14 protein-coding genes are annotated in these 18,454 nt (G+C 69.5%); 8 read left to right on the top strand and 6 right to left on the bottom strand.

Going from position 1 to position 18,454, the window contains the following annotated elements:
• Positions 1-3: 3 nt before the first annotated feature.
• The 3 genes from ABLE43_RS16425 to ABLE43_RS16415 form a co-directional block, all read right to left on the bottom strand.
• Positions 4-1,434, bottom strand: coding sequence for a flavin-containing monooxygenase (locus ABLE43_RS16425; RefSeq protein WP_348979494.1), 1,431 nt, complete (start codon positions 1,432-1,434; stop codon positions 4-6).
• Positions 1,435-1,507: 73 nt separating this feature from the next.
• Positions 1,508-5,734 carry a translocation/assembly module TamB domain-containing protein gene (locus ABLE43_RS16420; protein WP_348979461.1) on the bottom strand — a complete coding sequence of 1,409 codons (4,227 nt, stop codon included), beginning with the start codon at positions 5,732-5,734 and terminating at the stop codon, positions 1,508-1,510.
• Positions 5,734-7,836, bottom strand: coding sequence for an autotransporter assembly complex protein TamA (locus ABLE43_RS16415; RefSeq protein WP_348979460.1), 2,103 nt, complete (start codon positions 7,834-7,836; stop codon positions 5,734-5,736). The genes ABLE43_RS16420 and ABLE43_RS16415 overlap by 1 nt, the downstream gene beginning before the upstream one ends.
• A 193-nt stretch (positions 7,837-8,029) precedes the next feature.
• Here ABLE43_RS16415 and ABLE43_RS16410 point away from each other — a divergent pair, with 193 nt between their 5' ends.
• Complete coding sequence (locus ABLE43_RS16410) at positions 8,030-9,034, top strand: YihY/virulence factor BrkB family protein (protein ID WP_348979459.1); 1,005 nt, start codon at positions 8,030-8,032, stop codon at positions 9,032-9,034.
• Here ABLE43_RS16410 and ABLE43_RS16405 read toward each other — a convergent pair.
• Positions 9,028-9,492: a MarR family winged helix-turn-helix transcriptional regulator gene (locus ABLE43_RS16405; RefSeq protein WP_348979458.1), complete on the bottom strand. Its 465-nt coding sequence runs from the start codon at positions 9,490-9,492 to the stop codon at positions 9,028-9,030. The two genes, ABLE43_RS16410 and ABLE43_RS16405, sit on opposite strands and share 7 nt — an antisense overlap.
• 103 nt (positions 9,493-9,595) lie before the next feature.
• On the opposite strand from ABLE43_RS16405, the gene gntA reads away from it, so the two are divergent.
• The 3 genes from gntA to ABLE43_RS16390 all read left to right on the top strand — a co-directional run bounded on the left by gntA (position 9,596) and on the right by ABLE43_RS16390 (position 12,112).
• Positions 9,596-10,282 (top strand): guanitoxin biosynthesis heme-dependent pre-guanitoxin N-hydroxylase GntA, encoded by a 687-nt coding sequence (gene gntA / locus ABLE43_RS16400; protein ID WP_348979457.1) that lies wholly within the window; start codon positions 9,596-9,598, stop codon positions 10,280-10,282.
• Entirely contained in the window at positions 10,279-10,872 is a 594-nt protein-coding gene (locus ABLE43_RS16395) for a DUF1989 domain-containing protein (protein ID WP_348979456.1), read from the top strand. The genes gntA and ABLE43_RS16395 overlap by 4 nt, the downstream gene beginning before the upstream one ends.
• 61 nt (positions 10,873-10,933) lie before the next feature.
• Entirely contained in the window at positions 10,934-12,112 is a 1,179-nt protein-coding gene (locus ABLE43_RS16390) for an MFS transporter (RefSeq protein WP_348979455.1), read from the top strand.
• 140 nt (positions 12,113-12,252) lie between these two features.
• Here the strand turns inward: ABLE43_RS16390 and ABLE43_RS16385 are convergent, their stop codons facing one another.
• Together ABLE43_RS16385 and ABLE43_RS16380 are read right to left on the bottom strand one after the other, a co-directional pair.
• Positions 12,253-15,144 carry a M16 family metallopeptidase gene (locus ABLE43_RS16385; protein ID WP_348979454.1) on the bottom strand — a complete coding sequence of 964 codons (2,892 nt, stop codon included), beginning with the start codon at positions 15,142-15,144 and terminating at the stop codon, positions 12,253-12,255.
• 114 nt (positions 15,145-15,258) lie between these two features.
• On the bottom strand, positions 15,259-15,978 hold the full coding sequence (locus tag ABLE43_RS16380; protein ID WP_348979453.1) for a Crp/Fnr family transcriptional regulator: 720 nt from the start codon (positions 15,976-15,978) through the stop codon (positions 15,259-15,261).
• A 152-nt stretch (positions 15,979-16,130) separates the two neighbouring features.
• Here ABLE43_RS16380 and ABLE43_RS16375 point away from each other — a divergent pair, with 152 nt between their 5' ends.
• The 4 genes from ABLE43_RS16375 to ABLE43_RS16360 are packed head-to-tail and all read left to right on the top strand — an operon-like array spanning position 16,131 to position 18,424.
• Complete coding sequence (locus ABLE43_RS16375; RefSeq protein ID WP_348979452.1) at positions 16,131-16,706, top strand: NifU family protein; 576 nt, start codon at positions 16,131-16,133, stop codon at positions 16,704-16,706.
• Positions 16,706-17,299: a malonic semialdehyde reductase gene (locus tag ABLE43_RS16370; protein WP_348979451.1), complete on the top strand. Its 594-nt coding sequence runs from the start codon at positions 16,706-16,708 to the stop codon at positions 17,297-17,299. Before ABLE43_RS16375 ends, ABLE43_RS16370 begins: the two co-directional genes overlap by 1 nt.
• 7 nt (positions 17,300-17,306) lie before the next feature.
• Positions 17,307-17,924, top strand: a complete 618-nt coding sequence (gene tsaB, locus ABLE43_RS16365; protein ID WP_348979450.1) for a tRNA (adenosine(37)-N6)-threonylcarbamoyltransferase complex dimerization subunit type 1 TsaB — start codon at positions 17,307-17,309, stop codon at positions 17,922-17,924.
• Positions 17,921-18,424, top strand: coding sequence for a GNAT family N-acetyltransferase (locus ABLE43_RS16360; RefSeq protein WP_348979449.1), 504 nt, complete (start codon positions 17,921-17,923; stop codon positions 18,422-18,424). The genes tsaB and ABLE43_RS16360 overlap by 4 nt, the downstream gene beginning before the upstream one ends.
• The last annotated feature ends 30 nt before the right edge of the window (positions 18,425-18,454 follow it).

The following is an 18,454-nucleotide window of genomic DNA, read 5'->3' as shown; positions in this document are numbered from 1 at the left end:
GCCCTACCGAAACTCGATCTGTTCGGTCAGCACGCCGAAGCGCATCGCGATCCGGTCGCGCAGATAGCTCTGCCGCACCCGCCACGGCGCCTTCGACCCCTGCCGCGGCAGCCGGTCCTTGCCGCGCTGGACATAGCCGGAGGTGAAGTCGAGCAGCGGTTCCTCGGTCAGGTCGGGGTCGGCGACACGCGGGGTCGCCTGTACATGGCCGTGCGCACGCATATGGTTGAGCAACCGGCAGACATAGTCCGCGGTCAGATCGGCCCTGAGCGTCCATGACGCATTGGTATAGCCGAACACATAGGCGAGGTTGGGAATGTCGCTGAACATCATCCCCTTGTAGTGCATCGCCTTGGTCGGATCGGTGGCGACCCCGTCGATGCCGAGCGTCGCCTTGCCGAACAATTGCAGTTCCAGCCCGGTGGCGGTGACGATCAGGTCGGCCGGAACCTCGGTGCCGTCCTGCATGCGGATGCCGTCCGGGGTGAAGCGGTCGATATGGCCGGTGACGACCGCTGCCCGGCCGGACCGGATCGCCGCGAACAGGTCGCCGTCGGGGACGATGCACAGCCGTTGGTCCCACGGGTCGTAGCTGGGGGTGAAATGCCGCTCGACCGGATAGCCCGGCGGCAGCGCCTTGCGCGTCTGTTTCAGCAGCCAGCGTCGCACCGCCTGCGGACGGCGGCGCGAGCGGACGTAGAAATACTGGCTGATGCCGATCCGCAGCCAGCGGGCGATGCCGAACGCCATGCGCCACGGCAGGATGCGGCGCATGACTTGCAACAGCGGATCGCTCGCCGGGGTCGAGAGCACATAGCTGGGCGAGCGCTGGACCATCGTCACCTGCGCCGCCTTGCCCGCCATCGCCGGGACCAGCGTCACCGCGGTCGCACCGCTGCCGATCACCGCCACCCGCTTGTCCCTATAGTCGAGGTCGTCGGGCCAGAATTGCGGGTGGACGATCCGCCCCGCGAAATCCGCCTCCCCGGCGAAGTCCGGGCGGTATCCGGCGGCATGGTCGTAATAGCCGGTGCACAGGAAGAGAAAGCGGCAGGCGAGCGTCCGCTCCGCGCCGTCCGTGGCGACGGTCAGCGTCCAGCGCGCGTCGGCGCTCGACCACGCTGCATGGACCAGCCGGTGGCGATAGCGGATGTGCGGATCGATCCCGCCCTCGCGCGCGGTGTCGCGGATATAGTCGCGGATCGTATCGCCCTCGGCGATCGCCTTGTCCCCCGACCATGGGCGGAAGCCATAGCCGAGGGTGAACATGTCCGAATCCGATCGCACGCCGGGATAGCGGAACAGATCCCATGTCCCGCCCGCCGCGTCGCGCGCCTCCAGCACGGTGAAGCGATGATCGGGGCACAGCCGCTTCAGGTGGTGCGCGGCCCCGATGCCGGACAGCCCGGCGCCGACCACGATCACGTCGAACATCTCGCTCACCGGCGAACCATGCGCTCTCTCCACATGGTCCGCCTGTGCCCCGCCGCGCCCGGCGGCACAAGGATCAGTAATCCCGGCTGTAGCGTACCGATGCGTTCGATCCGCCGAACGACCCGGTCTGCGACAGCACCGACAGGGTGCGGGTCAGCGCGATCTGGATCTGCGTGGCGGTGAAGCCGCGCGCGTCGGTGATGATCTCGATATAGATGTCGTCGGTGAGGTACTTGCCCGCCGCGAGGCTGGTGCCGCGCCCGCTCGCCTCGTCGCCGCCCAGCACGCGGAGGCGATCGAAACCGGTGGCCGAGCGCAGCTTGCCCAGCGGATTGAGCCCGCCCCCGCCCGAACCGCGCAGCGAATTGAGCGCGGCGGCGAGCTGGATCGCCTCGGTCGCCGACAGGTTCGTCACCGAACTGCCGAACAGCAGCCGCGAGAGCACCTCGTCCTGCGCCAGCGCGGGGGTGGAGGTGAAGGCGATCTGCGGCGCCTGCGCGGTGCCGGTAACGTTGATCGTCGCGGTCACGCCCTCGGCGGTGGTGGTCGCCGAAATGTCGATCACCGGATTGGCGAAATTCTCGCCCTCGAACCGGATGATGCCGCGCTCGACCTCGAACCGCTTGCCCGCGAAGGAATAGGTGCCGCGCACGAGCCGCAGCTGCCCGTTGATCGTCGGCGCGGCGGAGGTGCCCGCGATGCGCAGGTCGGCCTGCCATTCCGATTCCAGCCCCATGCCCGACACGAACAGCCGGTTGTCGGCACGGACGCGCAGCGCAAGGCGGAACAGCCCGGCGGAGGCCGACGCCTGCGGCTGCTGCCGGGCGGGCCGGTTGGCGTCGCTCTTGCGGCGGACCCCGGTCAGTTCGGGCACCTCGGCGGCACCCTGGCGGATGATCTGATAGCGTGCCTCGGGAATGACGAGATCGCCCGAGATCAGCCCGCCGTCGCGACCGTTCTGGATGCGGATGTCGCCGGTGGCGGTCGCGCCCAGCGCGTCGCTGCGCGCCAGTTGCGCATCGCGCAGCTGCGCCCGCACATCGATCGGGAAGCCGCTGTCGGCCGCGAGGCCGACGTTGCCCTGCGCCGCGACGGTGCCGTTGCCCGCCCTGGCGCGCAGCTGCACCAGCTCGAACCGGTCGTTGGTGAAGCGCCCGTTGATGCCGAGGTTGGTCAGCCGGGTGCCCAGCGTCTCGTTCTCGTACGTCAGGTCGTTGGCGCGGACCACGCCGGTCAGCTGCGGTGCCTGTACCCGCCCGGCGAAGTCGGCGGCGACCCCGATCGCGCCCGACAACTGCTGGTCCGCAAGCCCTGCGAACGAGAACAGCACGCCCGCCGGACCGTTATAGCGGATACCGCCCGACAGCGGTGCCGCCAGCATCCGCGTCACCCACGAACCGCTGCCCGGCGGCAGCGGGCGCAGGTTGGCGACCATCCGCCCGACCGTCGCCTGCCCCTGCCGGATCAGCGCGCGTCCGCTGCCGCCTTCGGGGCGCAGGTCGCCCGCGAACACCACATCGACCGGATCGGAGATCGCGGCGAGGCTGGTGCGCTGGAAATTGCGGATCGTCAGCCGGGCATCGGCACGCGGGAAGCTCTGGTCCGCCGCCTGCGCGAAGTCGAGGCTGCCGGTCGCGCTGCCGCCGATCCCGGTGCCGGGGACGAAGGCGTTGATGATCGACAGGTCGAGCCGGTCGAGCCGGGTCTGGATCGACACGCCGTTGCCATAGACGCCCGCCGCCCGGATCGAGCCTTGCGCGAAGTCGATGCGCGTCGGGTACAGGCGATAGCCGCCGGTCGCAGGGGCGATCCGCGCCGGATTGACCGTGCGGAACGGGATGTTGTTCGCCACGCCCTGCAACGCCACCAGATAATTGTCGGGGCGCAATTGCGCGTTCGCCGCGACCCTGAACGGCACGCCCGAAGATCCTTCGGCGAAGAGCTGCGCGGTGCCGTTGCCGCCGCGATAATTCACCTTCGCGCGCGAACGCTGGAGCACGAAGTCGCCCATCGACAGATTGGCGATCTGCGCGTCCGCCACAATCTGCGGCTGGTCATAGAGGATGGCGGTGCCGGTCACGATCGCCCGCCCGATGCGCAGCCCCATGTTGCCGGGGATCACCGCGTTGAGGGCACGCGCGTTGACATCGGCCCGCTGGTAGCGTCCTTCCGCCGACAGCCGCGCGATGCCCGCCACGCCCGATCCGGCGAAGTTGACCCGGCCCGCGAACGGCCCCGCGTTGGTCGCCTCGACGCGCCCGTCGATGTTCATGCCTGCAAAGGTCGCCGAACGGATGTCGACCGCAAGGCGGGGCGACGTGCCGATCACCACATCGGCGCGGAACGGCCCGTAGTCGGTGCCGCCGGTCGCCTCGATCGCATAGCGATCACCCTGGCCCCGCACCCGCGCTTCCAGATTGGCGAGGCCGATGCCGACGCCCGGCCGGGCGGCGCGCAGCAGGATCTGCGGCGCGGCGACCGTCCCCGTCACCTGCGCGGTCAGCGGGCCGTACTGGTTCGACACCGCCTGCGCATTGAACAGCAGCGGCCCCGCCGGGTCATAGCGGCCCGATCCGTTCAGGATGCGGAACTGCGGCGCGTTCATCCGCACATTGGCGAAGCGGACGATCCCGTCCGGATCGACCGCGACATCGGCCCGCGTCGTCGACACGTTCCCGCCGAGGAAATTGCGCACGCCCTCGTTGAACAGCCGCGTGGTCTGCGCGACCACCCGCCCCTTGATCCCGAAGCCGCCGTTCGGCGCGGCATAGAGGCTGGCGTCGGTGGTCAGGTTGAGGATGCCGATGCTGGCGACCTCATACTCGTTGATCCGCCCCTTGATCGCGCCGGTATAGCGCCCGGTCGAAAGGTTCGCGGCGACGATCGCGGTCGCGTCGATCCGGTCGGAACGGATGCGCAGATTGTCGGACAGCACCTGATCGCCCGAGATGGCGAGGTCGCCGTTGATCGCGACATTGGTGACGAGCCCGCCGACCGCGGCGTTCAGCCCGGCGATGCGCTTGGCCCGCGCGTTGATCGGGATCAGGATGCGATCGGCATCGACGGTCGCCCGCCCCTCGGCATAGAGCTGCTCGACGATCGTCTCGCCGAAGCCCAGCGCCGCCGCCTGCACCTTGTAGTCCACCGTCGGCGTGCCGAAGCCGCCGTCGAGCACCACCGCCGCCCGCACCGATCGCCCGTTCAGGTTCGGCGCGATCGCGCCCGGCGTCAGCAGCATCGCCTCGGTCCGGAAATTGCCGAACCGGCTGTTGGCAAGGTCGAGCATCCCCGCCGCATTCACCGCCAGCGCGCTGGAGCGCAGCTGGATGCGGGTATCGGCCTTGCGGTCCTGCAAGGTGGCATCGATCGCCACGTCGAGCCGCGGTGCGGTCAGCCGTTCGACCGGCCCCGCCAGAATGAGACCCGGCCGGGTCGATCCGCGCACGGTGAAGGTACCGCTGCGCCCGGTGATCGCCAGATCGGCGAGCGGACGCCCGCCGAGCGTGCCCGCAAGCCGCCCGCGCCAGTTGCTCCAGCTGCCCTGCCCGTCGATCGTCGCAGCGATCGGCGCCTTCAGCCCCGCCATCCCGGCGATCATGCCGTTCGCCGGGCCGGTCACGCGCGCGGCGATGTCGAACCTGTCGTCGTCGGGCACCGCATCGAGCTTCAGCGCGATCCGGTCGCCGCCCGCCACGCCCGGCGCGGCGATGGTCAGCGCGTTCGCCGACACCTGCGCGCGACGATCGGCGATATGTACCTGCCCGTCGAGCGATGCGATATGCCGCTGCCCGGTCACGGCGGGGCCGACCTCGATCCGGTCGATCTTCAGCCGGTTCACGTCGATGTCGTAATCGGGCAGCAGCGGCGCGTTGGGATCGCCCGGCGGCGTGTCCTTCAGCACCGGATTGCGGGCATAACGCACCAGCGGGCTGGCGAGGCTGCGCACATCAACATGGCCGTTGGCGAAGGCGAACGGCCGCCAGTCGAGCGCGATCGCGGGCGAATAGGCGAACACGCCGCGCGTATCGCTCAGCCGCAGGTCGCGGATGGTCAGCGCGCCATAGAGCGAACCGTCGATCCGCCCGACATTGACCTTCAACCCCGACGCGGTGGTGTAGCCGTCGAGCTGCCGGACGAGGAAGCCCCTGCCCGGCCCGGTGTTCAGCGCGAAGATCAGCGCCGCCACCAGAACGAACAGTACCGCGACGGCGATGCCGATCCATTTCAGGATGCGCACCCACAGCGGCTGCTTGCGCACGATCACGGTGTCGGTCGCGGTGGAGGTCGGTTGCTCGGCCATCAGAATGCCTGCCCGATCGAGATATAGAGCGCGATCTTCGACTCTCCCGGCCTTCTGCCGATCGGCGTCGCCACGTCGACGCGCAGCGGCCCGAAGTTGGTGTAGAAGCGCCCGCCGATCCCCGCACCGAAGCGCAGGTCGGACGCATCGGGCAGCGGCCCCTCATATACCTGCCCGGCATCGAGGAACGGCACGATGCCGAAATTGCCGAAGCGGTAGCGCGCCTCGATCGCGAATTCGTTGAGGCTGCGCCCGCCGATCGGGCGGTTCAGGTTGTTGCCGTCCTCGTCCACCTCGGGCGTGCGCGGCCCCAGTTCCTGAAAGCCGAAGCCGCGGACCGATCCGCCGCCGCCCGCATAATAGCGCCGCGAGGGGGCAAGGTCGTCGCGGGCGATCCCCTGGATCGATCCGGCCCGGGCACGGCCCGCGATCACGATGCTCTCGCCGATCGGATAATAGCCGGTCCCCTCGACCATGAAGCGGCCATAGGGGCGCACCCCGTCCGATACCGCGCCTTCGGGGCTGACGTTCAGCTTCACGCGGAACCCCCTGGTCGGGTTCAGCAGATTGTCGGAGGTGTCGAACCCGGCGAACAGCGGGATGGCGGCGATGCCATAGGTCCGCCGCCGCCGCTCGGCGACCGTGAAGTCGTAGGTGTCTTCGTTGGTGCCGATCAGTTCGGCCCCGAACGCATAGGTGAAGCGCTTCTGCCAGATCGGCGTGGAATCATAGGACCAGCGGATACCGAGCGTGCCGGTGAACGCCTCGAACGCATCGTAATCGGTGCGGCTGGCGTTGGCGAGCAGCTGGAAGGTCCGGTCGCGCCGCCCGGCGTTGGACCGGCGGAAGGTGACGCCCGCGCCCTGTTCCTGCGTGCCCGCGACGCCGCGGACGATCAGCGCGCCTTCGGGGGGGAACAGGTTGCGGTGGGTCCATGATCCCTCGACCCGGATGCCCTGTCCGGTGCCGTATCCCGCCTCGCCCGCCAGCGTCCGCGCCGGGCCTGCGTCCTGCCGGACCAGCAGGTTGACCTGCTCGGTCCCGTCGGCGGCGATCCGTCCGGTCCGCTCGGGCTCGACCGAGACGCTGGAGAACAGCCCCGTCGCGACCAGCGCGGCGCGCAGATCGTCCACCTTGCGGCTGTCGTACAGCTGCCCTTCGCGGAAGCGCGCCAGCACGCCGACATGCCCGGCATCGAACGCCAGCTTGCCGGTGGTGGAATAGGTGCCGAACGACGACCTCGGCCCGGTATCGACCGGCAGCGTGTACGCGCCCGTCACCGTCGCATCGTCGAGCAATATGTCGCGCTCGCCGACCTTGACGAAGGGATAGCCCTGCTGCGGCAGCTTCAGGCTGACATTGGCCTCCGCCGCCTGGATCCGTTCGGCATCGATCGGGTCGCCCGCCTTCAGCGGCAGTTCGCGCTGCACCAGATTGGGAGGCCTCGTCGGCTGCGAGTTGATGGTGACGGACTCCAGCGTGTAGAGCTTGCCCGGCACCGCCGTCACCACCGCGCGCAGCCGCCCGCCCTGCGGCTGTTCGATCGCGGAGGTGACGGTGCCGTCGTAATAGCCCTTGGCCCGCATGATGCGCAGCGCCAGTTGCTCGTCCTCCTTGGCACGCGCCTGCACCATCGTCGCGTTCGCCGCCTTGCCGTCGCCTTCCTCCAGCGCGGACAGCGACCTGAACTGCGACGTACCGTCGATCGCGTCGAGCCCGTTGACGACCGTATCGTAGCGGATCTCGACCGCGCGCGACGTCTTGGCATCGGCGACGTCGTTCGGATTGACGTCGAAGCCGTTGAGCGGCGGAAGCGGCTGCGCCAGCTCGGCCGCCTCGGGCAGCACCGCGTCGGGCAGCGTCTCGGCGGGCACCTGCGCTTCGGTGGCGGGCACGGTCGGGCGCAGCTGCACGGGTGCGGCATCGGGGGCGGGCGCGGCCTCGAAACCCCGGATCGGTTCGAGCGGCGCGTTGATGTCACCCGACAGCGGCGGGAGTGCTGCATCGAACTCGGCATCGGGCACGATCGGCGCGTCCTGCGTCGCGGGAACGGCGGGCGGGGTCGCGGGTTGCGTCTGCGCGGTCGCGAGGGGCACGCTCATGGTACCTGCGAGCAGCAGCCCGATCGTCCGTGCGCGAAATGCCCCCAACTGCCGTCCCCGTGCCGTCTATCCGGGTTGCAGCGCACAACCCCCCTTGTCGCCCTCAACGCACGTCGGCGGGATTTGGTTCATTTCTACCATCGGCTGCATCCGTTCGCGGACACGCGCGTTGCAGTGCGGAAAGGGGAATCAAGTGACGGAAAGCGCGACGCAAATCGATCCGGCGACCATTCCCGGCAGCGATTCCACCCATCCGTGGGCGCATCCATGGCCCGCGTGGAAGGCGATCTTCGGCCGGGTCTATGTCATGGTCGGCTATCACAATCTGACGCTGATGGCGGCGGGCGTGGCCTTCTACGCCTTTCTCTCGATCGTGCCGATGCTGGGTGCGATCGTGATGACCTACGGCCTCGTCGCGGATACCGCCACGGTCGCGCGGCACATGCAGACGATTTTCGAGCTGGTGCCCGCCGACGCCGCCCGGCTGATCTCCGACCAGCTGATCGCGGTCGTCACCACCGCATCGCGGCAGGCCGGGCTGGGGCTGGTCGTGGCGCTGCTGCTCGCCATCTATGGCGCGATGCGCGCGGCGAGCGCGATCATCCAGGCGCTGAACGTCATCTATGAGGAAGAGGACGAACGCAGCATCATCACTACCACGCTGCTGTCGGCGATGATCACCGTCGCGGCGATCGTCGCGGTGCTGGTCGGCATCGTCTCGGCGGGCGTGCTGACGTGGTTGCAGGGCGCGGTCGCCTTCCTCGGCACGCCGGGCGCGGTGCTGATCCAGATCGCGACCTGGGCCGTCGCGGGCGCGATCACCAGCGCAGGCATCGCCTTCGCCTATCGCTACGGCCCCGATCGGGCGCGGGCGCGGTGGCGCTGGCTGTCGGTCGGATCGGTCGCGGCGACGATCCTGTGGCTGCTCGCGACGATCGGCTTCGGCTTCTATGCCGCCAATTTCGCCAACTACAACGCGACCTACGGCGCGCTGGGGGCAGTCGTCGTGCTGCTCATGTGGCTGTTCGTTTCCAGCCTCGCGATCCTGATCGGCGCGGAGATCAATGCGGAGGCGGAGCGGCAGACCGCGATCGATTCGACCGTCGGCCATGCCCGCCCGATGGGCCATCGCGGCGCGCGGCTGGCCGACACGCTGCCGAGCAAGCGGCAGCTGAAGCCGCGCCGCGACGCCTATTGAGGGTCGCCGCGCTCGCCTTCCAGCCGGTCCGCCGCCGCCTGCACCCGCGCCAGCATGTCGCGCAGCACGTCGATCTCGTCCGCGCTGAACCCGGCGAACAGGTCGCGCTCGATCTTCAGCGCCTTGGGCGCGACCTCGTCGTACAGCGTCCGCCCCGCGGTGGTGAGCGTCAGCAGGTGCGAGCGCTGGTCGCCGGTATTGGCGCGCCGCTCGACCAGCCCGCGATCGACCAGCGCGATCGCCGCGCGGCTGACCGTCACCTTGTCCATCCGGGTCGCGACGCACAGCGCCTGTTGCGTGATGCCGTCGCTCTCGGCGATCACCGTCACCAGCCGCCATTCGGGGATGCGCAGCCCAAACAGCGAGCGATAGGTGGAGGCGATAGCGTCGGACACGCGGTTCGACGCGATCGACAGGCGATAGGGCAGGAAATCGTCGAGCAGCAGGCGTTTGTTCACGGTGTCGATTGTTACCGGTTCATGACGGCAGGTCAACGACTTGGAACCGGGAACGGGTACGAAACGTACTTCCGTTCCAACAACCGGGTCGGGATCTCCGAGAATGTTCAACTGGAAGCATGAAGCGCAGGATCGCCTGCAAGCCATGCTGTTCGCCCATGTCGACGACCGGGCCTTTCCCTGCGTCGGCGCGAAATCGGCGATGGCGCGCGGCACGCTCGACGTGCTGGCCTGCTCGCGGATCGACAGCGCATGGGACGATGTGCGCATCCACGACGCGCTGATGCGCCTTGCCGAGGCGTATCGCGCCGACCGGCAGATGTACCGCAGCTTCGCGGTGGTGTTCGACGGCCCCGGCGACCTCACCGAGGCGCAGTTCGAGGCGGCGCTGTGGCAGCGGGTACAGTCGCTGTCGGACAAGGACGTGTGGCGCGGGCAGGATTATGACGCGCGGGTCAGCACCGATCCCGACAATCCGCATTTCTCGCTCAGCTTCGGCGGCGAGGCGTTCTTCATCGTCGGGCTGCACCCCCATGCCAGCCGCCCGGCGCGCCGGTTCGAGCGGCCCGCGCTGGTGTTCAACCTGCACGACCAGTTCGAGCGGCTGCGCGCCGAGGGCAAGTATGAAGGGATGCGCGAGAAGATCCTCGTGCGCGACGAGGCGCTGGCGGGAAGCCGCAACCCGATGCTCGCCCGCCATGGTGCGGCCAGCGAGGCGCGGCAGTATAGCGGGCGGGTGGTCGACGATCGCTGGTCCTGCCCGTTCCATTATGCGGGGTCGCCCAAGTGAACCACGTCATCCCCGAACGTTCGGGCACCGCCTTTCGCCTGAACGCGGGCGAACTGCTGACCGTGATCGATCCGCGCGGCGAGCAGGTGGCGGACCTGCTGGCGTTCAACGCCGCCGATCTGGACGAGGTGATCTCGTCCGGTCGCACGCTCGACTATGCCGAGACGATCCGGCTGACCACCGGCCACCGCCTCTATTCCAACCGCAGCCGGGTGATGCTGGAGATCGTCGACGACAGCGTCGGCATGCATGATTTCCTGCTGACCCCCTGTTCCTACGACACCTTCCATCATTTCTATCCGAACCTGCCGCCGCACCGCGGCTGTTTCGGCAATCTCGCCGCCGCGCTCGAACCCCATGGCGTCGCGCCGGACCGGATACCCGTGGCGTTCAACTGCTTCATGCACGTTCCCATCGACGGCACGACCGGCAAGCTGCGCGTGTTGCCGCCACTCAGCAAGGCGGGCGATCACATCGTCTTCCGCGCGGCGATGGATCTGGTGATCGGGCTCACCGCCTGTTCCGCGCCGGATTCCAACGGCGGCAGTTTCAAGCCGATCGAATATCGCATCGATCGCAGCGACGGTTGATCCGACCTGTCCCGATACCATATAGCGGAATTCATGCTGCATTGCAGCAAAGGAGTCCGCCATGTCCGCCGTCCGTTCCCCCGCCCTCGTCCATTTCGCGCTCGCGCTCGGCGGGTTCGCGATCGGGACGACCGAATTCGCGACGATGAGCCTGCTGCCGTTCTTCGCGAGCGGGCTGCACATCGACGAACCGACCGCGGGCCATGTCATCAGCGCCTATGCGCTGGGCGTGGTGGTCGGCGCGCCGCTGCTGGCGGTGCTGGGCGCGCGGATGGCGCGGCGGACGCTGCTGATCGCGCTGATGGCCTGTTTCGGCGTGGCCAATGCGGCCAGCGCGATCGCGCCGACCTATGAGGCGATGCTGGTCGCCCGCTTCTTCAGCGGCCTGCCGCACGGTGCCTATTTCGGGATCGCCGCGCTGGTCGCCGCGTCGCTGGTGCCCGAGGACAAGCGGGCGCAGGCGGTCGGCCGGGTGATGCTGGGGCTGACGACCGCGACGATCGTCGGCGTGCCGCTGGCCAATGCGCTGGGGCAGGCGATCGGCTGGCGCTGGGGCTTCGGCGTGGTCGCGGTGCTGGCCGCGCTGACCATGGCGATGGTCGCATGGGTCGCGCCGCGCGACGCGGGCGACCGGCGCGCCAGTCCGCTGGCCGAGCTGCGCGTGTTGAAGGTGCCGCAGCTGTGGCTGACGCTGGGCATCGGCGCCATCGGTTTCGGCGGCATGTTCGCGGTCTATACCTATCTCGCCTCGACGCTGATCGAAGTGACCGGCGCGACGGCAGGCACGGTGCCGATGGTACTCGCGGTGTTCGGCGTGGGCATGACCGTCGGCAACATCGTCGTGCCGCGCTTCGCCGATCGCGCGCTGATGCCGACCGCGGGCGCGCTGCTGCTGTGGAGCGCGGCCACGCTTGCGCTGTATCCGCTGGCGGCGGGGCAGCTATGGTCGATGCTGGCGATCGTGTTCCTGATCGGCATCGGCGGCGCGCTCGGCACCGTGCTCCAGACGCGGCTGATGGACATCGCCAGGGACGGGCAGAGCCTCGCCGCCTCGCTCAACCATTCGGCGTTCAACACCGCCAATGCGATCGGGCCATGGGCAGGCGGCCTCGCGATCGCGGCGGGCTATGGCTGGACCTCGACCGGACTGGTCGGCGCGGGGCTGGCGCTCGGCGGGTTCGCGGTATGGGTCGTGGCGCTGCTGACGAGCGCGCCGGATCGGGTACGGGCGACGGCGTAAGCTCCTCCCCGGCACGGGGAGGGGGACCAGCGAAGCTGGTGGAGGGGGATATCCGCAAACGCCGCCGATGCGTGCGTGGCGATCCCCCTCCACCATCCGCTGCGCGGACGGTCCCCCTCCCCGTGCCGGGGAGGAAGGCGCTACTTCTTCTCCGGCACCACCGCCATCGACCAGTCCTTGCCGGGCACCAGATATTTCGCGGCCAGCGCCTGCAACTCCGCCGGGGTGGTGCCCCGGATGTCGTTGATGATCGCCGGGATCGCCGCCAGCCGCGCCGGATCGCGCGTGCCGCCCGCCGTCTGGTTCATCCAGAACATGTTGCCGCTCGACATGCGCGCGATCAGCTGCACCACCGGCAGCTTCGCCCGGTCCAGCTCGTCCGCCGGAACCGGGGTCTTCACCAGATCGGCGGCGATCTCGCGCACCAGCTGGAAGAAGAAGTCGGTCCGGTCGGGCGGCACCATGCCGATCGCCATGATCCGCCCGCCGCCGGGCAGCCCCACCGGCCAGCCGTTGTCGACATTGGGCGAATAGCTCACCCCCGCCTGGCTGCGCAGCCGATCGAGCAGCCGGTCGCGGAACACCGCCGCCAGCACCTCCAGCTTGCGGCTTTCGGTCAGCCCTGCGCTGCCCCCGCCGGTCGGCCATGCGATCGCCGCCGCCGCCTGGTTGGGCTGGCCGCTGTGGGTGCGCGTGACCGGGGTCGCGACATGCGCCGGGAAGCGGACCGGCGGCGGGGTGCCGCCCGCCGCCTTGCGCGGGGCCATCGCGCCGATCGTCCAGGCGACGGCATCGACCGCCGCGCTCTGGGTCACGTCGCCGAACACCTGCACCTCGATCGGACCGCTGGCCAGCAGCGGCGCCCACAGCGCCTTGAACGACGCGGCGTCGAGCGCCTCGATCGCCTTGCGGTCGGGCGATCCCCAGCGCGGGTCGCCGTCGTGCAGCAACCCGTCGAGGTCGCGCGCCATCACCCCGTCGGGCGATGCGCCCATCCCGTCATAGCCCGCCAGCATCACCGCCCGCGCCCGCGCAACGGGATTGGGGTCCCAAGCCGGGGATTGCAGCTTGGCGGCGATCAGCTTCAGCTGGTCGGTCAGGTCGGCGGCGGTGGTGACGCCCGACAGGACGAACGCATCCTCGTCGATCCCGAACGACAGCCCGATCTGCCGCCCGCCGGTCAGCCGGTCCAGCTCCTCCTGCCCCAGCACGCCCTTGGGCGTCTGGATGCCCGAGGCGACCAGCGCGAGGTCGGCGGCGAACGCCGGGGTCCGGCGGTCGGCAGGCAGCGCGTTCAGCCCCCCGCCGAAGCGGACGCGGACATAGACCTTGCCCGTCTCGGACTCGTTGGGGAACAGCAGCAGCGAGGCGCCGTTGGCGAAGTCGACCCGCTCGACCGGCGGATCGGCCAGCGCCATGCTGCGCGACACGATCGTCCCCTTGGGGCCGAGCGGGGCCAGCCGGTCGAAGCCGATCGCCCCCTGCCCCGTGCCCGCAGCGGTGCGCCCGGCGATCTTCGCCGCCAGCGCCGCGGCGAGCTTGGGCTGCACGGTCGGATCGGGGGTGCGCGTATTGACCAGCGCGCGGGTGGCGGTGCCCGCGAACACCTTCTTCGTCGCCGCCAGCACGCGGGCGGGGGTGAAGAACTTCTTCGTCACGGCCCCCTCGAAGATGCGCAGCGACGTTTCCGGCCCGGCCACCGTCTCGCGGATGTCGGTCGCCTCAATCAGATTGTCGGCGAGCAGCGCGCCCGCCGTCACCGGCGCGGTGCGGACCTCATTCTCCATGCCCGCGCGGATCTCGCCGATCTCGCGGTCGATCTCCGCCTGGGTCGGCGGGTTGCGCATCGCGTCGGCGATCGTCTGGCGCACGTCGCGCAGCGCCGCCTGCCAGTCGTCGCCGACCGGCAGGATCGATACCTGGGTGATGTTCGCCGATCGCGACACGTCGTCGAGGTTCGCCCCCGCCGAGATATAGCTGCCGCCCGATCGCGCCCGGCTCTCCAAGCGGCGGTTGAGGATGCGCAACGCGATCTGGTCGATCATCCGCTCCTGGTTGAACAGGATGGTGTCGTCGCCGATCGTCCACGGGCGCAGCACCGCCATCTGCACCAGCGGCGGCACGGCGGGCTCGGCGGTGGCGGCGGCGGTCGGCTTGCCCGCGACCGGCGATCCGAACTTCGGTTCGGCGGGCGCGGGGCCGGTGCCGCTCCACGCGGAGAAATGCTTCTTGACCATTGCCTCGAGCAACGCCGGATCGGCGTCGCCCGCGATCACGATGATCGCCCGGTCGGGGCGATACCAGCGGTCGTGGAACGCCTTCACGCTGGCGGCGGTCGCGGCCTGCAACGTCTCGACATTGCCGATCGGCGAGCGGTCGGCGAGCGGCTGCCCGGCGAAGAACAGCGCGCGGGTGGCATCGCCCATCCGCACCTGCGGCCCCGGCTGTTCGCGCTGTTCGGACAGCACCACCGGGCGTTCGGCATCGAGCGCGACCTGGGTCAGCGTCGGCTCGGTCATCATGCCCGACAGGATCTTCATGCTCTCGTCCAGCCCGGCGGGCGTCGCGGCGGGCAGGTCGAGCTTGTAGACCGTCTGGGTGAAGCTGGTCGATGCGTTGCTGTCGGAGCCGAAGGTGACGCCGAGGCGCTGCCACACCCGCTTCGATTCGCCGTCGGGGACGTGCACCGACCCGCGGAACGTCAGATGCTCGATCAGATGCGCGAAGCCGCGCTCGCTGTCGGTCTCCATCAGCGATCCGGTGCCGATCGCGACGCGGATCGCCACCTGCCCCGGCGGCACCCCGTTCTTGCGCACGGCATATTTCAGGCCGTTGGGCAGCACGCCATAGGTCCACGACCGGTCGGGCGGAATGTCGCTGCCCTTGAACAGCCACGGCGTGTCCGGCCCCTGCGCCACCGGTTGCAGCGGCGGCAACTGCCGGAGCGGCGCGGGCGAGGATGCCGGGGGGGCGGTCTGCGCGGCGAGCGGCGCGGCGATCAGGGCCAGGGTCGAGAATGCGCCCGTGGCCAAGCGTACGAAGGATGCCATGGCGGCAGGTGTAGCGTCGTTGCCACGCTGCGACCAGTATCGACCGCATGCGCGAAATATAAAGCCGAACGCCCCGCGACGTTCAGCCTGCGCTCATCAGCGATCCTCGCGGCGGAGGTACAGGTAGCTGTCGTCGAACTCGGCCAGCGCCTGCAACCCGGCCGGATCGAGGATCGTGACCCGCTTGCTCCGGAACTCCATCAGCCCGCGCTCGCGCAACTCGCGCAGCGTACGGTTGACATGAACCGGGGTCAGGCCGGTGCAGTCCGACAGGTCGGCCTGCGTCAGCGGCAGCTCGAACCCCGTATCGTCCGCCATGCCGACCAGCCCGAGGCGCACCCGCAGCTCGCAGATCAGATGCGCGATCCGCTCGATCGCGCTGCGCCGCCCGAGTGAGAGCACCCATTCGCGGTGGATCGCGGCGTCGAGCGTGGTGAGGAACCAGTAGACCCGCGCCAGGTGCGGATGCCGCTCGGTGATCTCGGTCAGTCGGGCATGCGCCACCAGCACGACCCGCGAGGTGGTGAGCGCAAGGATATTATGGTCGAGCATCTTCAGCGAGAAGCTGTGCAGGTCGAGGAAGTCGCCCGAGGTGTGGATCTCGGTGATCTGCCGTTCGCCGCCGGGCAGGTCCTTGTAGCGGCACATATACCCGTCGAGCAGCAGCGTGCTGTGGTGCAGCCGCTCGCCCGCGCGGATGCAGGTGGTGCCCGCGGGCACGGTCCGCACCTCGCCCAGCGACGCGCGGATCACCGCCTCCTCCTCCGCCGAGATCGTGTCGCGCGCGCGCAGCTTCGCCAGATGCGTCTCGATCATCGGTCGTTCTATCCCCGCAATGAAGATGTCGGGGGTTAGCCATCGACGCCGTCCAACGCAACGGCGCACGCCGGACGGACCACGCGATCCCCGAACGCAGCGTTTCCGTCGCCGCCCTTGATCCGCCGCCCTGCCCGCGCCAAATGGCGGCCATGCTGATCGAAACCGAACCCACGCCCAACCCGGCGACGCTCAAGTTCCTGCCGGGGCAGGTCGTCATGGACAACGGCACCCGCGACTTCGCGACGCCCGAGGAGGCCGAAGCCTCGCCGCTGGCCACGCAGCTGTTCGCGCTGGGCGATGTCGTCGGCGTGTTCTTCGGACGCGACTTCGTGTCGGTGACGAAGGCGCCGGGCAGCGAGTGGAGCGACCTGAAGCCCGATGTGCTCGCGCTGCTGCTCGATCACTTCGGCGGGCGGATGCCGCTGTTCCATACGACCGGGACGGCGGGCTTTTCGGTCCCGGCGGAGAACGCGACCTTCACCGACGATCCCGCCGACGCGGATATCGTCGAGCAGATCAAGGAACTGATCGAGACGCGGGTGCGCCCGGCCGTGGCCAACGACGGCGGCGACATCGTCTATCGCGGGTTCGACCAGGGCAAGGTCTACCTCCAGTTGCAGGGCGCGTGCTCGGGCTGCCCGTCGTCCAGCGCGACGCTGAAGAACGGCATCGAGCAGCTGCTCAAATATTATGTCCCCGAAGTCACGGAGGTTCGCGCAGTCTGATGGCCCGGCCGCTCGACGATACGGCGCTCGACACGCTGTTCCGCACCGCCCGTACCTTCAACCACTATACCGACCGGCCGGTCGAGGAAGCGACGCTGCACGCGATCTGGGACCTGATGAAATGGGGTCCGACCAGCGCGAACCAGCTGCCCGCACGCATCGTGTGGTGCACGTCGCAGGAGGCGAAGGACAAGCTGGCCGCGCATTGCACCGGGGCCAACCCGGACAAGGTGCGCGCCGCGCCGGTGTCGGTCATCATCGGCATGGACGTGGATTTCCACGAGCAACTGCCCGAACTCTATCCCGCCGCTGACGCCAAATCATGGTTCGAGGGCAACACCCCGCTGCGCGAGGCATCCGCATTCCGCAACTCGTCGCTGCAGGGCGGCTATTTCATCCTCGCCGCGCGGGCGCTGGGGCTGGACGTCGGGCCGATGTCGGGGTTCGACAATGCGGCGGTGGACAAGGCGTTCTTCGCCGACACGCCGTCGGTGCGCAGCAACTTCATCGCCACGCTCGGCTATGGCGACCGGGACAGGCTGCATCCGCGTTCGCCCCGGCCCGATTTCGCCAAGTTCAACCGGATCGCCTGACCCGCCGGTGCGGACGCTCGTCATCGCCACTGCCACCGCCGCCTGTTCGGTCGCGCTGATCGAGGGCGAGCGGCTGGTCGCGCGCGAGCATGTCGTGGTCGGGCGCGGCCATGCCGAGCGGCTGGTGCCGATGATCGGCGCCTTGCCCTGCGGCGGCCGTGCCGACGCGATCCTCGTCGATTGCGGGCCGGGCAGCTTCACCGGGGTGCGCGTCGGGCTGGCGGCGGCGCGCGGGCTCGGGATCGGCTGGGGCGTGCCGGTCTGTGGATTTTCCTCACTGGCGCTGCTCGCCGCCGCCGCCTTTGCCGACAGCGATGCCGAACGGCTCGTCGCGGTGCTCGACGGCGGGCATGGCGAGGTGTTCGCGCAAGCGTTCGACCGCGCGCTGGCGCCGGTCGGGCCGATGGCATCCTATCCGCCCGCCGCCGCGATCGCGCGGTTCGCCGGACTGCGCTTCGTCGGACAGGGTACCGCCCGGCTGGCGCAGGCCGACCCGGCGATCGCGGTCGATGCCATGCTGCCCGACGCCGCCGACGCGCTGCTGCTGCCCGCCGCTGCGGTCGCGCTGCCCCCCGCCCCGCTCTATGGCCGCGCGCCCGACGCGGTGCCGAGCCTGCGCGCGTGAGCGATCCGCACGCGCCCGTCACGCTGGCGGACGGCGGCCCGGCGGATATCGACGCGGTCGATGCGATCATGCAGGCGGCGTTCGATCCGCGCTATGGCGAGGCATGGACCAGGGCGCAGTGCCTCGGCATGCTGTCGCTGCCCGGCGTATGGCTGACGATCGCGCGTGATGCCGCAGGCGCGCGCGGCTTCGCGCTGACCCGCGCGATCGCGGGCGACGCCGAACTGCTGCTGCTCGCCGTCCGGCCCGAATCGCGGGGGCGGGGCATCGGCCGCGCACTGCTGCGCGCCGCGGTCGACGGAGCGATGCAGCGCGGCGCGGAGCAGATCTGCCTCGAGATGCGCGCGAACAACGATGCGACCCGGCTGTATCAGCGCGAGGCTTTCCGCAAGCGCGGCGAGCGGCGCCAATATTATGCCGGAAACACCGGCGAACGCTTCGACGCCCATACCTATGTACGATCGCTTTGCCGTACGGAATTCCAAAAAAGCGGCGAATAATGTTGCGCCGCTTTTCGTCCGGGCCGATAA

It is taken from the genome of Sphingomonas silueang (genome assembly GCF_040049155.1).
GTDB classification, from domain to species: Bacteria; Pseudomonadota; Alphaproteobacteria; order Sphingomonadales; family Sphingomonadaceae; genus Sphingomonas; species Sphingomonas silueang.
Note: the sequence above shows the minus strand (reverse complement) of the source record. Positions and strands in the feature narration are given on the sequence as shown.

What these genes read in the sequence shown, in the direction of transcription:
- ABLE43_RS16380 (WP_348979453.1), bottom strand. Translation starts at nt 15,978, where the DNA reads ATGATCGAGACGCATCTGGCGAAGCTGCGCGCGCGCGACACGATCTCG.
- ABLE43_RS16375 (WP_348979452.1), top strand. Translation starts at nt 16,131, where the DNA reads ATGCTGATCGAAACCGAACCCACGCCCAACCCGGCGACGCTCAAGTTC.
- ABLE43_RS16425 (WP_348979494.1), bottom strand. Translation starts at nt 1,434, where the DNA reads ATGTTCGACGTGATCGTGGTCGGCGCCGGGCTGTCCGGCATCGGGGCC.
- ABLE43_RS16420 (WP_348979461.1), bottom strand. Translation starts at nt 5,734, where the DNA reads ATGGCCGAGCAACCGACCTCCACCGCGACCGACACCGTGATCGTGCGC.
- gntA (WP_348979457.1), top strand. Translation starts at nt 9,596, where the DNA reads ATGTTCAACTGGAAGCATGAAGCGCAGGATCGCCTGCAAGCCATGCTG.
- ABLE43_RS16390 (WP_348979455.1), top strand. Translation starts at nt 10,934, where the DNA reads ATGTCCGCCGTCCGTTCCCCCGCCCTCGTCCATTTCGCGCTCGCGCTC.
- ABLE43_RS16415 (WP_348979460.1), bottom strand. Translation starts at nt 7,836, where the DNA reads ATGAGCGTGCCCCTCGCGACCGCGCAGACGCAACCCGCGACCCCGCCC.
- ABLE43_RS16370 (WP_348979451.1), top strand. Translation starts at nt 16,706, where the DNA reads ATGGCCCGGCCGCTCGACGATACGGCGCTCGACACGCTGTTCCGCACC.